Source organism: Rhizobium sp. NFR07, from assembly GCF_900111905.1.
In the GTDB taxonomy this organism is placed as follows: Bacteria; Pseudomonadota; Alphaproteobacteria; order Rhizobiales; family Rhizobiaceae; genus Neorhizobium.
Genome location: NZ_FOKM01000005.1, coordinates 348,898 through 367,342, shown reverse-complemented (window position 1 = coordinate 367,342; position 18,445 = coordinate 348,898). Strand labels below are relative to the sequence as shown.

Below are 18,445 nucleotides of genomic sequence, written 5' to 3'. Positions count from 1 at the left end.
CGTTGAAGGCCGTGTCCTCGGTAACGTCGATCGTGGTATCGGCTCCGACCGGGGCATCGTTGGTGCCGGTAACCGTGACGGTGAAGGTCGCGGTCGATGTGCCGCCCTGACCGTCCGAGATGGTGTAGGTGACGCTCGTGGTGCGGCTCTCGCCGGCGGCGAGATCGTCGAAATCCGTGCCCGGATTGAACGTATAGCCACCGCCTGCCGCGATCGTAAAGCTGCCACCAGCGGTGCCGATAACGCTTGCGCCGACACCGGCCGCGTTGCCGTTCACAGCCGAGACGTTGATCGCATCGCCATCCGGATCGCTGTCAGCACCGGAACCGTTATTGGCGAAGACGGAGCCGGTGGCCGGCGTGTTCTCCTCAGTCGTGATCGCATCGTTCTGGGCGATCGGTGCCGGGTTGGAGACAGTGATGGTGAATTCGCGGGTGATGGTTCCGCCCGTCTGGCCGTCGCTGACGGTCACGGTGACGACATAGACCCCGCCGCTCACCTGCGACGCATCGCTCTCGAGCGTGCCGGTGATCGTGCCGTCGGCACTCATTTCCAGCCCTTCCGGCAGACCGGCCTGGGTGAAAGTCAGCGTGTCGCCGTCGGCGTCGGTGAAGAATTGCGAGACGTCGAGCGAGACATCCTCGGCATCGTCATAGGCCTGGTTCGGGATCTCGCCGACCGGCGGATCCTCGACATTTTCGACATTGACGGTGACCGTGAAGGTCACAGTCGTGCGGCCGTCATTGACCGTATAGGTGAAGCTGTCGGCACCGGAGAAATTGGCAGCCGGGACATATGTATAGCTACCGTCAGTGCCGATCGTGATCGTGCCGTTGGCCGGCTGGCCGGTGACCGCATAGGTGAGCGGATCGCCGTCGACATCGGTGACCGGCAGGAAGCCTGTCGCGGTCGTGTCTTCCATCGCATCCAGCGTGAAATCGCCGCCGACCGGCGCATCGTTCTCGCCTGTGACGGTGATGGTCAGCGTCGCGGTCGCGGTGCCACCCTGGCCGTCGGAAATCGTGTAGGTGACGTTCGTCGTGCGGCTCTCGCCGACCTGAAGATCGTCGAACTCTGTGCCGGGATCGAACGTATAGGTGCCGTCGGCGGCGATCACGAAGGTGCCGCCGTCGGAGCCGTCGATCGCCTCGCCCGGATCACCGGTGCCGACCGCGATGACGGTGAGCGTCGCACCTTCGGCGTCGCTGTCATTGCCGAGCACGCTCGGGCCGTTGGTGATCGGCGTATTCTCGCCGGTGGTGGCATTGTCGTTGACTGCGACCGGCGGATTGTTGACCGCGCCGACGCTGACGGTTGCCACCGCTTGGGTCTTGGCGTTCTGGTTGTCGGTGACGGAAATCGTCAGCGTACGGTTGCCGTCCGTCGGATTGTCGTCGCGGTTTTCGTATTGCAGGGCGCGCAGCAATGCGCTCGCCGCAGCGTCGGGCATGGGTGTGGACGCGCCGGCGGCATTTTCGAAATGCAGGGCGTTGCTGCCATTGTAGCTGTAGAAGAAGGTCGTGCCGCCGAAGGCAATCGTGCCGCTCGAGGCCGTGCCGAAAATGATATCGACGGCACCGTTCAGATGGATGACCTCGCTGCCGCCATCTGTGAAGCCGGCAAGGTTCACGTCGAGCGAGACGATACCGCCTTCGACATCAGAGACGATCGCATCCGGCGTGACGATCCTAACCGGCGCGTCGCCTTCGGTGAAGGAAACCTGGTTGCCGGTGCCCCCGGCTGCCGTGCCGTTCAGGTCGATAACCGGAGCGTCGTTCACTGCGGCGATGTTGAGCGTCACCGAAGCGTCGGAGAAACCGCCATTGCCGTCGCTGACGCGGTAGGTGAAGCCGACCGTGCCGTTGAAGTTGGGGGCCGGCGTGAAGGTCAGGTTGCCGTCCGCGTCAATCAGCGTGACGCTGCCGCCTGCGACCGTAATCGTGCCGCCCACGGCAATGGCCTGACCGTCGATCTGGGTAATGGTCAGCGGGTCGCCGTCCGGATCGATGTCTTCGCCGGCATCGCCGCTCGCCGTGCCTTCGCCGGTAATGGGGTTGAAGGTGACCGGCGTGTCTTCCGATGTGTTGACCGTATCGTTTGCCGCTTCAGGTGCCGGGTTGGTAACGGTGAAGACGAAACTGTCGGAGACCGAGGCTGTCCCGTCACTGGCGGTGACGGTGATCGTATAGGGGCTGCCCTGCGACGCGGCGGCGTCGAGCGTGCCGCTGATCAGGCCGGTTGCCGGGTTGAACGTCAGGCCGGGCGGAAGCGCACCAACGGTGTAGGTGAGCGTCTGGCCGTCGACATCGCTGAAATAGGGCCGGACATCGAGGCTGAAGGCGGAGCCGTCGACCTGCGTGCGGTCCGGGATCGGTGTTGCCACCGGCGCATCGTTGACCGGCGTCACGGTGACCGTGACGGTCGCGCTATCGGTGCCGCCGTTACGATCTCCGATCGTGTAGGCGAAGGATTCCGTGCCGTTGAAATTGGCATTGGGAGTAAAGCGCAGGACTTCCCGGCCGGCAGCGTTCAGCACGAGCTGAACGGAACCGTTGGCGGTCATCACCGCAGGGCCGCCGACTGTCAGGTTGACGCCTTCGACGAGGATCACCGTATCGGTATCGCCATCCGCATCCGTGTCGTTTGCAAGGATGTCGATGTCGACCGGCGTATCTTCCGGCGTCGTTGCCGTATCGTTTTCGGCGTTCGGGGCGACATTCCGGATGGTGTAGGTGAAGTTCTCCGAGACGCTGCCGCCATCCGGATCCGTTGCCGTGATGGTGACGACATAATTCTGGACGCCGGTCGGGCCGGAGGCGCCCGGGTCGATCGTACCGGAGATGACGCCGGTCTCGGGGTCGATCAAAAGTCCTGGCGGCAGGCCGTTCGCCGCATAGGTCAACGGCTCGCCTTCCGGATCGGCGAAATTGCCGGAGATGTCGAAGCTGATGTCCTCGCCATCGTTGCGATCGAGATCGGCGATCGGCGAGGAAATCGGCGGATCGTTTTCGGCATCGACGGAAACGGTGATGATGCCGGTGCTGAAGCCGCCCTGGCCGTCGGTGACGCGGTAGACGATCGTGTCGGTGCCGTTGTAATTCGCGTTCGGGGTATAAGTAAGGGTTCCGTCCTGATTGACGACGACCGTGCCGTTGCCGGCGACCGGCTCGAAATCCGGGTCGATGAACAGCGCATCGCCGTCCGGGTCGGTATCCGCTCCGTCGTCGCCGCTGGTCGTGCCTTCGCCGGTGATCGGGTTGAAGGTGACGGGCGTGTCCTCGCCTGTAACGACCGTGTCGTTATTGGCTGTCGGGGCAGGATTGGTGACGGTGAAGCTGAAGGTCTGTTCCACCGTTCCGCCCCGGCCGTCGGAGGCGGTGACGGTGACCGTATAGACGCCATCTCCGTTCGGGCCGCCCTGGCTGGCTGCATTGTCGATCGTCCCGGTGATCGTGCCGTCCGCAGCCATGGTCAGGCCCTGCGGCAGGCCGTCCTCCGTGAAGGTCAGCGTGTCGTTGGCATCGATATCCTGGAAGAAGGCGCCGAGATGCAGCGGATGCGTGGTCAGCGACTGACCGTCGGCGCGGGTATAGTTCGGGATCGTATCGGCGGTCGGGGCGTCGTTGACGCCGTTGATGGTTACGGTGATCGTCGCCGTATCGACATTCGTGCCATCGGTGACGCGGTAGGTGATGGTCGTCGTGCGCGGCGGATCGCCGACGGACATGTCGTCGAAGTCGGTGCCCGGGTTGAACGTGTAGGTGCCGTTGGCGTTGATGACGAACGTGCCGCCATTGGAGCCCTGGACAGCCACGCCGACATTGACGCCTGCGCCCTCGACCTGGTCGACGCTCAGGGGGTCACCGTCCGGGTCCTGATCGTTGCTCAGGACATTGCCGCCACCGGACGTGTTCTCGCCGAGCGTCAGCGTGTCGTTGAAGGCCTTGGGCGGCAGGTTGGTGACGTACCAGGTGACGGTGCGGACAGTCGTGCCGCCATTGCCATCGGATGCGGTGATCTCGACCGCATAGGGGCCGCCGTTCGATGCATTGGCCGCAAGCGTGCCGGTAATGCGGCCGGCTTCATCCATGGTGAGGCCGGGCGGCAGGCCTTCAGCTTCGAAGGTCAGCGTATCGCCGTCGACATCATCGAAATAAGGGCTGACGTCATAGCTGACAGACTGGCTGTCGCTGTCATACTGGTCGGGGATCGGATCCGAAGTCGGGTTGTCGTTGACCGGCGTTACCGTGACCCGGATCGTTGCCGTCGAAACACCGCCGTCGCCATCGGAAATCGTATAGACGATCGTGTCGACGCCGTTGAAATTCAATTCCGGAAGATAGGTGATGGTGCCGTTGGCATTGATCGTGACGCTTCCGTTGCCGGCACTCGCTGCGGTGATCGTCAGCGTATCGCCATCGGGATCGATATCGTTGGCGAGCGGGTTGATGGTGATCGTTGTGTCTTCGTTGACCGTGACTGTGTCGTTGTTGGCCGTCGGGCCCGGATTGGTGACGGTAAGCTGGAAGGTCTGCGCCGGGGTCGTCGACGTACCGTCCGAGGCTGTGATCGTGACCGTATAGACGCCGTTATTTCCGCCCCGGCTGGCATTGTGGTCGATATTGCCGAAGATCAGGCCGGTCGCGGCATTGTATGACAGTCCTGCCGGCAGGCCGCTGATGGTGAAGGTCAGGTCGTCGCCATCCGGATCGGTGAAGAAGTCCGAAACGTCATAGGAGAAGGACTGGCCGTCGGCGCGTACGCGGTCCGGAATCGGCTGGGTCGGGGTCGGATCGTCGTTGACCGGCAGCACGGTGACCGTCACCGTTGCCGTATCCATCCCGCCATTGCCGTCGTCGATCGTGTAGCTGAAGCTTTCCTGTCCGTTATAATCGGCGTCTGGCGTGAAGCGCAGGAACTGGCTGCCGTCCGGGTTTTCGATCAGTCTTACCGATCCATGGGTGGTTTCAACCGCCACGCCATTGGGTGTCAGGACCTGGTTGTTGACGCGGATCACCTCGGCCGCATCGCCATCCGGATCGCTGTCATTGGCGAGGATGTCGATATCGACCGGCGTGTCCTCGTCGGTCGTGACTGCATCGTCATTGGCGACCGGAGGGATGTTGAGGACGGTGTAGCTGAAGGTGATCACCGCCGTGCCGCCGGCACCATCGGATGCCGTGACGCGGACGGTATAGACCCGCTCCCCCGTCGGCCCCGATGCATCGGCGGCAATGTCGCCGGAGATCGTATTCCCGCTCAGCGTCAGGCCAGCAGGAAGGCCCTCGACGGTATAGGTCAGCGCATTGCCTTCGGGATCGGAGAAGAAGGCCGACAGGTCGAGGCTGTCCGTGTCGCCGTCGTTGCGGGTGCGATCGGCGATCGGGCTGCCGACGGGGTCGTCGTTGACCGGGGTGACGGTGACCGTCACCGTGCCGGTGGCCGTGCCGCCATTGCCGTCGGAGATCGTGTAGGTGATCGTGTCGGTGCCATTATAGTTGGCCGAAGGCAGGTAGGAGATCTGGCCATTGGCAAGGATCGTCACCGAACCGTGCGCCGCCGTCGCCGCGGTGATGGTCAGCGGGTCGCCGTCCGGATCGCTGTCGTTCGCCAGCACGTTGATGGTGACGGCCGTATCCTCGGCCGTCGTCGCAGTGTCGTTCACCGCGATCGGTGCCGGGTTCGACACCGTTAGGGTGAATGTCTGCTGAGCCGTGCCGCCATTGCCGTCGGAGACGGTGACCGTCACCGTGTAGGCGCCATTGGTGCCGCCCTGGCTCGCCTGGTTGTCGATCGTACCGGTGATCACGCCGGCCGCGGTGATGCTCAGCCCGCTCGGCAAACCTGTCTGGGCATAAGTCAGCGTGTCGCCATCGGCATCGGAGAAGAAGCCGGATACGTCGAAATTCACCGTTGCGCCGTCATTGGCGGACCGGTTGGGCAGCGGCGTGCCGACCGGCGCGTCGTTTTCGCCGGCAATGGTGACGGTCACCGTGTATTCGTTGCGTCCTCCGTTCGGGTCCGTGACGACGAAGCTGAACGTGTCGCTGCCGTTGAAATTGGCGTTCGGCGTGTAAGTGTAGGTGCCGTTGGCATTGATGGTGACGGTGCCATTGGCGGGCGTCGTGGTGCCGGCCGAGAAGGTGATTGCGTCGCCATCGACATCGGTTGCCGTCAGCGTGCCGCTGAACGGGGTATCTTCCTGCGTCGAGATGCTGACATTGGAGGAGATCGGCGCGTCATTGACTGCGGTCACGGTGCCGTTGACGGTCGCCGTCGCGGTGCCGCCATTGCCATCGGAGACCGTGTAGCCGAAGCTTATTGCGCCATTGAAGTTGGCGGTCGGCGTGAAGCTCAACCGGCCGTCTGCATCGAGCCTTACGGAGCCGCCGGTGATCGCAACGGACTGACCTGTCGCAATCGCCGTGCCGTTGATGGCCGTCACCGTCAGGGCGTCACCATCCACATCGCTGTCATTGGTTCTGACATCAATGGTGATCGCCGTGTCTTCCGGTGTGATGAACGTGTCGTTGCCGGCGACCGGCGCATCGTTTACCGGCGTGACCGTACCGTTGACGGTTGCCGTCGCGGTGCCGCCATTGCCGTCGGAGACGGTGTAGGTGAAGCTCGGGTTGCCGTTGAAATTGGCGGCCGGGGTGAAGGTCAGAGTGCCGTTGGCATTCAGCGTCACAGTGCCGCCAGTGACCGAGACCGTCGCAGCGGAAACGATTGCTGTGCCGTTGATCTGCGTGATTGTCAGCGTGTCGCCATCGACATCGGAATCATTGGCGCGGACATTGATGGTGACGGCCGTATCTTCGGCAGTCGTAAACGTGTCGTTGCCGGCAACCGGTGCATCGTTGACCGGGGTTACCGTGCCGTTGACGGTTGCGGTCGCGGTGCCGCCATTGCCGTCGGAAATCGTGTAGGTGAAGCTCGGGCTGCCATTGTAATTGGCGGTGGGCGTGAAGGTGAGCGTGCCGTTGGCATTCAGCGTCACCGCGCCACCGGTAACGGAAACCGTTGCGCCCGAGGTGATCGCGGTGCCGTTGATGGCGGTGATCGTCAGTGCATCGCCGTCCGGGTCGCTGTCATTGCCGAGAACGGAGATCGTCGTCGGCATGTCCTCGGCGGTCGTGAACGTATCATTACCGGCGACCGGTGGATCCTGTACCGGATTGACCGTGCCGTTGACGGTTGCCGTTGCCGTGCCGCCCTGGCCGTCGGAGATCGTGTAGGTGAAGCTCGGGCTGCCATTGTAGTTGGCCGCCGGGTTAAAGGTCAGCGTGCCGTTGGCATTGAGCGTGACGGTGCCGCCGGTCACAGCGACCGAGCCGCCGGAGGAAATCGCCGTGCCGTTGATGCGCGTCACCGTCAGCGGGTCGCCATCGACATCCGAGTCATTGGCGCGCACGTCGAAAGTAACGGCGGTGTCTTCATTGGTGGTGAACGTGTCGTCGGTTGCCACCGGCGGATCCTGCACCGGATTGACCGTGCCGTTGACGGTTGCCGTCGTCGCGCCGCCCTGGCCGTCGGAGACGGTATAGGTGAAGCTCGGGCTGCCGTTGTAATTGGTGGCGGGCGTGAAGGTCAGCGTTCCATTCGCATTGAGCGAAACCACGCCACCCGTGACCGTCACCGGGTTTCCGGCGGAGATCGCGGTGCCGTTGATCGCCGTGACGGAAAGCGTGCCACCGTCGACATCCGAGTCGTTCGCCAACACATTGAATGTGACGGCCGTATCCTCGTTGGTGGTGAATGTGTCGTTGACCGCGACAGGTGCATCGTTCTGACCGGTAACCGTGACGGTGACGGTTGCCGTCGCGGTACCGCCCTGGCCGTCGGAGATGGCGTAGGTGACCGAGGTCGTGCGGGTCTGGCCTGCGGCGAGGTTGTCGAATGCAGTGCCCGGATTGAAGGCATAGGTACCGTCGGCGTTGATCGTAAAGGTGCCGCCGTTCGAGCCGGCGACCGCCGCACCGACGCCGGCGCCGCTCCCGCCGACAGCCGAAACCGTGATCGGATCGCCGTCCGGGTCGCTGTCATTGGTCAGCACCGAGCCGTTGATCGCGGCATTTTCGGTGGTGGCGAAGGAATCGTTGCCGGCGATCGGCGCCGGGTTGGCGACGGCCCATGTGAAGCTGCGGCTCGCCTGCGCGCCGGCACTGTCGGTGGCCGTCACGGTGACCGAATAGGGACCGGTGACGCTGGCGCTGCGGTTGATCGTGCCGGTGATCACGCCGGCGGCACTGATCGACAGGCCGGGTGGCAGGCCGGTTGCAGTGAATGTCAGGCTGTCGCCGGCATCCGGATCGCTGAAATTGCCGGAAACGTTGAGCGAGATCGCCTGCGCGTCACTGGAACTCTGGTTTGCGATCGGGGTGGAGATCGGTGCATCATTGATGCCGGTCACCGTGACGGTGAAGGTCGCGGTGGCGGTGCCGCCATTGCCGTCCGAGACCTGGTAGGTGATGGAGCTCGTGCGCGTCTGGCCTGCGGCGAGGTCGACGAAAGCCGTGCCCGGATTGAAGATTGCCGCGCCATTGGCGCCGATCGTGAATGTGCCGCCATTGGAGCCCGCGACCGCAACCCCGACATTGCCGGCGACGCCATTGACCTGAGAGACGGTCAGCGGGTCTCCGTCGACATCAGAGTCGTTGGTCAGGACATTAGCGGCGACATTGCTGTTGGCGGCGGTCTGAGCAGTGTCATTGGCCGCGACCGGCGCGTCGTTCACGGCGTTTACCGTGACGGTGACCGTGTATTCGACCGTCGCCGTGCCATCACTCACACGGTAGGTGAAGGTGTCGGTGCCGTTGAAATTGGCCGCCGGTGCGTAGGTATATGTGCCGTTGGCATTGACGACCACGACACCGTGCGAGGGACCGGTGGAGCCGGCGGAATAGGTCAGCGGATCGCCGTCGACGTCGGTCGCGACCGGCAGCGTGCCGGAGAAGACAGTGTCCTCATTGGTGCTGATCGCGGCGTTCGAGCCGACAGGAGCATCGTTGACCGGTGCAATCGAGATCGTTGCCGTATCGGTGTCTGAAAGTGCGCCACCCGTGCCGGTATTGCCGCCATCGTTGGTGACCATGGTCAACGTCACTGCGCCATTGGCATTGGCGACCGGCGTATAGACCGGCCGCGAGGCGCCGCCGAGGAAGGCGTTGATGTTGGCGATCGTGCCGGTCAGCGTGATGGTGCTCGTGCCGGAGCCGGAAATCGCGACACTGCCACCGGCCGTGGCCGCGAGCGTGCCCGAGCCGACCGACAGCGTCACCGTGACATTGCCGGTACCGGCATCGACATCGGCAATCGACAGCCCAGTCAGGGCCAGTGCCGTGTCCTCGTTGGTGGCAAAGCTGCCCGGTAGCGTGTTGACCGGCGCGTCGTTGACGGCCGTGACGTTGAAGGTGATCGTGTTCGGCGTCGGATCGGTATCGACGCCGCCGTTGGTGGTGCCGCCATTGTCGCGCACCTGGAATGTGAAGGAGGCGAGTGCCGCGCCATTGGCATTGGCGGTTGGCGTGAAGGTAAGACTGCCGATGCTTGCCGCATTGATAACTTGGCCGGCGGTGACCGGCACGCCGCCGAGGGAAAGGACGCCGTTGGTCGGCAGCGTGTTGATGACGATGGCCGACAGCGTGTTGGCGGGTGAATCGTTCGGATCGGTGAAGCCGAAATCGGCTGCCGTGAACGCGTAGCTGCCGTCTTCTGCAAGCGTGATCGTCTTGTCGGTGCCGGCAGGTGCATCGTTGACCGGAGTGATGGCGATTGTCGACGTGTCGATATCGGTCAGCGCCGGGCCGCCGGTATTGCCGTTGTCATTGGTCGTCATCGTCAGCGTGACATTGGCGACGGAGTTGGCGGCGGGGGTGAAACTCGGCCGCGAGCTACCTGCGAGATAGGCGTTGATGGCGGAGATCGTACCGGACAGGACAATCTGGCCGGTGCCGTTGCCGGTGACTGTGACGCCGCCTGCCGTCGTGGCGTTCAAGCGTCCCGTATCGACGGCGAGCGTGACGGAGACGGCTCCCGTGCCTGCATCGGCATCGCTGATCGAAAGGCCGGTGAGGCCGAGTGCCGAATCCTCAAGCGTCGTGTAATTGGCCGGGATGGTGTTCACCGGCGGCGTGTTGATCGAAGCGACCGCGACGGTGACGGTTCCCGTTTCGGTGACGCCGCCCGAGGTGACGGTGTAGGTGAAGGTGGTGACGCCGTTATAGTCGAGCGTCGGGGTGAAGACGAGCTGACCGCCGGCCGTCAGCTGGACGCTGCCGTTGCTGACCGCAACCGTGCCGCCGGCGGCAATGGCCGTGCCGTTGATCGCGGTGATCGTGCGGCCGGGATTGTCGAACGTGTCATTGGCGAGAACCGGGATGGTGACCGCGACATCCTCGTCGGTGGAGACGGAATCGTTGGCGATATCGGCAACGGATGTAATGGTCACGCCGATCGTATCGCTGTCGGTCAGCGTACCATCCGAGGTGGTGAGCGAGATCTGTGCCGGGCCATTGTAATCGCGGGTCGGCACATAGGTTGCGCCAGCCAGCGCCGCATTGATCGCGGCGGCGGTGCCCGAGAAGGTCATGGTCGCGTCGGACGTGCCGTCGCCGGCCGTGAATGTCAGGCCCGTGATGCCGGAAAGCGAGAAGGCGCCGTTGGTGACATTGACCGTCACCGTCAGCGTACCGCTGTCGATATCGGCAACCGAGATGGCATTACCGGCCGCGGGAGAGAAGGTGATAGTGCCGTCCTCGGCGATCGTCTGCGCACCCGGCACGGTGTTGACCGGTGCGTCATTCACCGGCGTGACATTGACGGTGACTGTCGCGGTCTCGGTCACTCCGCCGGATGCGACGGTATAGGTGAACGTCGTCTGGCCGTTATAGTCGGCAGCCGGGGTGAAGGTGATCGTGCCGTCGGCATTTAGCCGCGCGGTGCCATTGGCAACCGTAACCGTGCCGTTGACCGCCACCGCCGTGCCGTTGATGGCGGTGATCGTGTGGCCGGCATTTTCAAAACTGTCATTGGCGTTGACGTTGATCGTCACCGCCGTGTCCTCATTGGTCGTGACGCTGTCGTTGGCGATATCGGCAACAGGCGTGACGCTGATGGCGATGCCGTCCGTATCGCTGAGCTGGCCGTCCGAGGTGACGACCGTCAGCTGGGCCGAGCCGTTGTAATCGGCCGTCGGTGTATAGGCGAGACCGGCAAGCGCGGCATTGATCTGGGCCGCCGTGCCGGCGATCGTGACCGTGCCGGTGCCGTTGTTGGTTATCGTGGCACCGCCGCCTGCGGTAACGGAGAGCGCGCCATTGGTAACGCTGACGGTCGTGGTCAGCGACCCGCCATCGACATCCGAAACGCTGACGCCGCTGATCGACAGAGCCGAGTCCTCGGCCGTCGTCTGCGCACCTGGCACCGTGTTGACCGGTGCATCGTTGACGGCGGTGACATTGACGGTCACGGTTGCCGTTTCGGTCACGCCACCGGAGGTGACGGTATAGGTGAAGGTCGTCTGGCCGTTGTAATCGGCTGCCGGGGTGAAGGTCAGCGTTCCGTCGGCATTGAGGCGAACGGTGCCGTTCGTTACGGTAACGACACCGTTCGAGACGATCGAGCTGCCATTGATGGCGGTGATCGTATGGCCGGCATTCTCAAAACTGTCATTGGCATTGACGTTGATCGTCGCCGCGGTGTCTTCGTTGGTCGTCACCGTGTCATTGGTTATGTCCGCCACCGGCGTGACGGTGATCGTCCGGCTGTCGGTATCGGTAAGCGAACCGTCGCTGCTCGTCATGGTCAGCGTCACGGCGCCGTTGAAATCGGCGACCGGGGTGTAGACCGGCTGGCTCGCAGCAGCGGCCAGATAGGCGTTGATATTGGCGAGCGTGCCGGAAAGTGTGATCGTGCCGGTACCCGAGCCGGAGATCGCGACACCGCCGCTTCCCGTCGCGACGATCGTGCCGGAATTCACCGAGAGCGAAACGGTCATCGTACCCGTGCCGGCATCCGGATCGGCGAGCGACAGCCCGCTCAGCGACAGGTTGGTGTCCTCGGCGGTCGTGTAGCCTGTCGGCAGCGTGTTGACCGGCGGATCGTTGACCGGAATGACCGAGACGGTGGCGACCGCAGTGTTGGAATTCGCTGCGCCGTCATTGACGAAGACGTTGATCGTGCGGGCGGTCGAACCCGGATCGTCGGAGCTCGACGAATAGCGGATCTGCTGCAATGCGGTCTGGTAGTCCGCCTTGGTGGCAGAGCCGGTCAGCGTCAGCGTGAAGGTTGCAGCATTGTAGCTGAAGGCGATACCGGTCGGCAGCGTGCCCGCTATGGACAGCGCATCGCCCGCCTGGCCGTTGGCTATGACGATCGTGGCCGATGTCATATTGGCATTGTCGACATCGGTCACCAGCACATCGGTATCGACGATCGCAACGCCGGTGCCGTTTTCCGTATAGCTGGTGGTGAAGCCCGTGCCGGCACCCGATGCGTCGAGATCGAGGATCGGTGCATCGTTGACTGCGGTGACCGTTATGGTCGAGGTGTCCACATCCGTCAGCGCACCGCCGGAACCGGTGTTGCCACCGTCATTGGTGGTCATGGTCAGGGTCACGGCGCCGTTGAAATCGGTAACCGGTATAAAAGTCGGGCGGGATGCGCCCGCGAGGAATGTGTTGATATTGGCAAGCGTGCCGGTGAGCGTGATCGTCCCCGTGCCGGAACCCGACACCGTGACGCCGCCAGCCGCGCTGGCCGTCAGTATCCCCGAGTTGACGCCCAGCGTCACTGTCATCGTGCCGGTGGCGGCATCCACGTCGGAGATCTGTATGCCGGTGAGGCCGACAGATGTGTCTTCCGCCGTCGAATAGCTGCCGGGCAAGGTGTTGATCGGGGCATCGTTGACGGCAGAGATGGTGATGGGGCGCGTATCGATGTCGGTCAGCGTGCCGCCGGTACCGGTATTGCCGCCATCGCTGGTCGTCATGGTCAGTGTGACGCTGCCGCTCGCATTGGCGACGGGTGCATAGACAGGCGCTGCCGCGGAAGCGAGGTAGGCGTTGATATTGGCGAGCGTGCCGGTCAGCGTGATCGTGCCGGTGCCGGAACCTGCAACGGAGACGCTGCCGCCTGAGGTCGCCGTGATGCTGCCGGACGTGACGGCAAGCTGGACGGTCATCGTGCCGGCGCCGGCATCGACATCGGCGATCGACAGGCCGGTCAGGGCGACGCCGGTATCCTCGCTGGTCGCCCAGCCGGAGGCGGGCAGGGTGTTGATCGGCGCGTCGTTGACGGCGGTGACGTTGACCGTAACCGTTGCCGTCTCGGTCACGCCGCCGGACGTGACCGTATAGGTGAAGCTCGTCTGGCCGTTGAAATCGGCCGTCGGCGTATAGGTGATCGTGCCGTCGGCATTGAAGGTGACGGTGCCCTGGCCGGCAGGTGGCTGGGTGACTGAAGTCAGCGTCCGGCCGGAATTCTCGAAGTTGTCGGCGGATGCGCCATTGGTGCCGGTGATGACATTGAAGCTGAGTGGCGTGTCTTCCGTCGTCGTTACGGTATCAGGCACGATATCGGCGACCGGCGTGATGGTGATCGCGACCGTATCGGTGTCGGAGAGCGAGCCATCCGAGGTGACCATGGTCAGCGTGTCGGAACCGTTATAGTCGGCATTGCCCTGGTAGCGCAGCGAGGCAAGCACGCTGTTCACCTGCGCCTGCGTGCCGGAGATCGTGACCGTCCCTGTGCCCGAACCGGTCACCGTGCCGGCCGTGGTCGACGGAGAGAGGATGCCGTTCGCCACCGTCAATGTCACCGTAACATTGGTGCTGTCGACGTCGGTGACCGAGAGGCCGGTGATCGCCGTCAGCACGTCTTCCTGCACCGTCGCCGGTCCGGGCACCGTGTTGACCGGCGCGTCGTTGACCGCGATCACGTTGACGCTCGCAACTGCCGTGTTTGAATTGGCTGCGCCGTCATTGGTGGTGACATTGATCGCGCGGGCGATGGTCGACGGGTTTTCGGATGTCGAGGAGTACCGAACCGCCTGCAGCGCCGTCTGGTAATCCGCCTTGGTGGCCGAACCGGTCAGCGTCAGCGTGAAGGTCGCCGCATTGTAGCTGGCGGTGATGCCGGCCGGCAGTCCGCCTGCGGCAAGCATGTCACCGGCCTGACCGTTGGAAATCACGACCGTCATCGATGCCATGTTGGCGTTGTCGACATCGGTGATCAGGCTCGCCGCACCGGTGATTGCGACGCCGGTGCCGTTTTCCGTGTAGCTGGTGGAATAGCCGGTACCGGTGCTTCCCGTATCGAGATCGAGGATCGGGGGATCGTTGACCGGCGCGATGGTGATCGTGACCGTGTCGGAATCGGTAAGCGGGCCGCCGGTTCCGGTGTTTCCCGCATCGCTGGTGGTCATTCTCAACGTGACCGCGCCGTTGGCGTCGGCAACCGGGACGTAAACAGGTGCTGCCGCCGAGGCTAGATAGGCATTGATATTGGCGAGCGTGCCGGACAGGACGATCGTGTTCGTGCCGGATCCCGTCACGGTGACGCTGCCGCCGGAGGTCGCCGTGATCGCGCCCGACGTGACATTGAGCGTCACCGACATCGTGCCGCTCGCGGCATCGAGGTCGGCAATGGAAAGCCCGGTCAACGCGACGCTGGTATCCTCGTTGGTCGACCAGCCGGCCGCGGGAAGGGTATTGACGGGGGCGTCGTTGACAGCCGTGATCGCGACCGTCGTGACTGCGGTATTGGAGGCGAGCGCTCCGTCACTGACGGTGACGCTGATATTGCGACCGGTCGCGGTGCCGCCGATCGTCGGATTGTCCGAGGTGGAGGAATAGAGGATCTGCGCCAGCGCCGTCTGATAGGCGGCCTTGGTGGCAGATCCCGTCAGCGTCAGCGTGTAGGTTGCCGAATTGTAGCTCGCGGTGATGCCGGTCGGCAGTGTGCCGTTGGCGGCAAGCACATCGCCGACCTGGCCATTGGTGATGACGACCGTAGCGGACGCCATGTTGGCGTTGTCGACGTCGATGACCGAGTTATTGGCATTGGCGATCGCCACGCCGGCGGCGTTTTCCGTGTAGCCGATCGAATAGCCTGAACCGGCCGTCGAACCATCGAGGTCGAGAACGGGCGCGTCGTTGACCGCGTTGATGGTGATGTTGCGGGTATCGACATCGGTCAGCGGACCGCCGGTGCCGGTATTGCCGTTGTCGTTCGTCGTCATGGTCAGGACGACAGTGCCGTTGGCGTCGGCGACGGGCACATAGAGCGGGGCTGCGGCGGAGGCCAGATAGGCGTTGATGTTGGCGAGCGTACCGGACAGTGTGATCGTGCCGGTGCCGGAACCCGTCACCGTGACGTTGCCGCCCGAAGCGGCGGTGATCGTGCCGGTCGCGACATTTAGCGTGACCGTCATCGTACCGTTGCCGGCATCGAGATCGGCGATCGACAGACCGGACAGCGCCACGCTTGTATCTTCGTTGGTCGTCCAGCCGGAAGCGGGCAGCGTGTTGACCGGCGCGTCGTCGACGGCGATGACGCTTATCGTCGAGGTGGCTACGGCCGATGTCAGGCCGCCGTCGCTAACCGTGACGTTGATCACGCGTGCCGTGGTGCCGGGGTTGTCGCCGCTGTTGGAGAAGGTGATGCCGCGGATCGCGGCCGCATAATTTGCCTTGGTCGCCGTGCCGGTCAGCGTCACGGTGACCTGTCCCGCAACGGATGTATCGACCGAGCCGCTTATGCCGCTTGGCAGGGTGCCGAGGGTCAGGAGGTCTCCGGCCTGGGCATTGGTCAGCACGATCGTGGCGGAGCGGATGGTGGTGCTATCGAGGTCGCGCACATCGGTCACGGTGCTGCCGATCGAAACGCCTGCGCCATTCTCCGTATAGGTCGTCGTGTAGTTCACGCCGGCCACGGTATCGACATTGGTCAAGGCGCTGACATTGTCGATGAAGATATCGTCCGTGCTCGGTGTCAGCAGGCCGCCCGCGGCGGAATAGCTGAAGACGAGGTTACCGGTCGGGGCCACCGTTGACGGCAGGTTCAACGTCACCGTCGTGCGGCCCCAGGCCGTCGTGCCGGCGGCAGATGCCGCGACGGTGGAGGGCGAGCCGCTGGCACCATTGAAATAGGTGATCGTCGCCGTGTTCGGGGTGCCGCCGGTCGTTCCGGTTGTGACGCGCGCATAAAGAACGCCACCGATGGTGATGTCGAGCGTTGCCGGCGTGTTGTTGTCGTTCGACAGGCCAAGCAGCAAGTTGTTGCTCCAGCCCACATCAAAGACCAGCTGTGCTGCACCTGACGGCGCAAGGCCATCATTCCAGCCGGAAATATTGGTCTGGGTCAGCGTCCCGGTGCCGCCATCGGTCGTCCAGGCGAATCCGCCATTCGCTACCCCGCCACTGCCGCCCACCGTCCAGCCGGTCGTTCCCGGCGTGCCGCCATTGGTGATGATCTGCGTCGGGGTGGTGCCGGAATTCAGGTCGACGATCGGTGCCTGGGCATTGTAGCCGAAGTCCGCCGCGACATTTGCCGCACCGACGGTCGTCAGCGTGATCGCCTGCGTTGCGGCGGTCGTCAGAGGGGCGCTGCCGAGCACGCCATTCGCATCGGTAACGCGCACGATGTATTGGCCGGGCAGGAAGCCGGTGAAGAGGTACGTGCCGTTCGCATTTGTGATGTCGGTTGCCAGTACGCGTTCGCCGCTGTCGACAACGCCGTTACCGTTGACGTCATCGATCAATTGCACGGTCACGTTCGCGATGCCGGCATCACCGCTGTCGAAGGTGCCGTTCGTGTTGTTGTCGTCATAGATCTGGTCGCCGATCGAGCCGGTCGGCGGCACCCAGCGGGCACCATCGGCAACCGTGCCGATCGCGGTCGTGCCGTTGGTTGTAATGGCGATCGCCGATCCGATTGCGGCACCCGTTGACACGTTGATCTGTTGGATCGACGAGCCGACGAGATAGGTATTGCCGTTCAGGTCGCCGCCACCCTGGGCTAGTGTTGTGCCGGTCGGGTTGGTCAGCGTGCTGACGATCGCGCCTGTCGACAGATTATAGCGCGTGATGGCGGAGGACGCGCCGCTGATGCTGAGGAGATAGTTGTTCGTCGTGTCGATCGCGAAATCGCCCCAGTCGTTGGTGCCTGTGATGGCTGCCCCGAAGGCCGATGCGCCCGCGATGGTACGGCCGTTGCCGCTGAAGGTGATGCGCCAGATCTGGTCGTCGGTGCCGCTGACATTTTCGATGCCGAGGTAAAGCGAGCCGTTGTAGAAGGTGCCTGCTCCACCTCCCACACCGCTCGTGCCGACGGTGATGCTCAGTCCGGCGCCGTTATTGGTCAGGTCGTTGTCGATCAGGATGTGGGTGTTGTTGACGAAGTCATAGGCGAACAGGGCGCGGTTGGTGTTCGCGTTGTTGCTGTCGGTGTAGTAGATCAGGCCGTTCGCCTGATCGACCGCGAGCGAATTGAGCGTGTCGCTGAGGCTGACGCCACCGATCGTGGTCGGTGCCGTGGTGATTGCTGTCGCCTTGCCGGTCGTGACATCGACGCTGTAGATGGTCCGGCCCGATACGACCAGCAATGCGCCGTTGCCGACGGAAGCCTGGACATTCATGAGTTCGGCATAGTCGCGCTGGGCATCCAGTGTCGGTGCCACCTTCGCATCAATGTCGCCGGTGCTGTATTCGAGATCCCAATCGCCGCCGAGATCTGCCGCGCCCGTCGCGTCGGTCGATGCCGCGATGTCTGCGCCAGTCATGTAGCCCATCATCCGGGCTGCGTTCTGGCCGAGTTCGCCCCGGGCGAAATCGCAGCCATAGATCATGATGTCGGCGTCGTCCGTCAGGACGCTTTTCAGGCTTTGCAGCTCGTCGGCATAGTCGCCGCTCATCGATTCGATCGTCAGCTCGGCGGAACCGAGATACAGCCTGCCTTCGTCGCCGTGGGAGATGATGTGGACGGCATCGATGTCCTTCATGTGGGACAGTGCTTCGGCCAGCTGCTCGACCCCGTCACGACCCTTTTCAAGGACGATGACCTCGAAGTCTCCGTCTATTCCCTGCAGCAGTGATTCGTAGTCGGGTACGGAACTGTCGACGACCACGACCTGCCGTGCAGGTTCGTCCACCGGTTGCGTTTCCGTCTGGCCCTGTTCCGGAACGGCCGCAAGGGCTGCGGCTAGTGCGTCACTATCCTTGGTTCCGGCATCCTGATGATGCGAGGCATCGCCGCCGTCGTCGGGCGTCGCGGAATGCTCATCCTTTGTGTGGTCTATGGTTGCGGCACCGGCAGCATCGAAGGCGATGCGCTGCTCGAGCTCCATCAGAGACGAGGCGAACCGATCCTGCGCCCCCCGCTTCGACTTCGTCTTTTTCTTATCGGCCGAAAGCGTTTTCCCGGGACGAGAAAAGTGCTCGTTCAT

1 protein-coding gene (cut by a window edge) is annotated in these 18,445 nt (G+C 63.6%); it reads right to left on the bottom strand.

Annotation, left to right across the window (positions count from 1 at the left end):
- Positions 1 to 18,445, bottom strand: the 5' portion of a protein-coding gene (locus BM216_RS34030; RefSeq protein ID WP_177230777.1) for an Ig-like domain-containing protein. It extends 13,580 nt beyond the left edge of the window; 18,445 of the gene's 32,025 nt are visible here — the first part of the coding sequence; its start codon is at positions 18,443 to 18,445; its stop codon lies beyond the left edge, outside the window.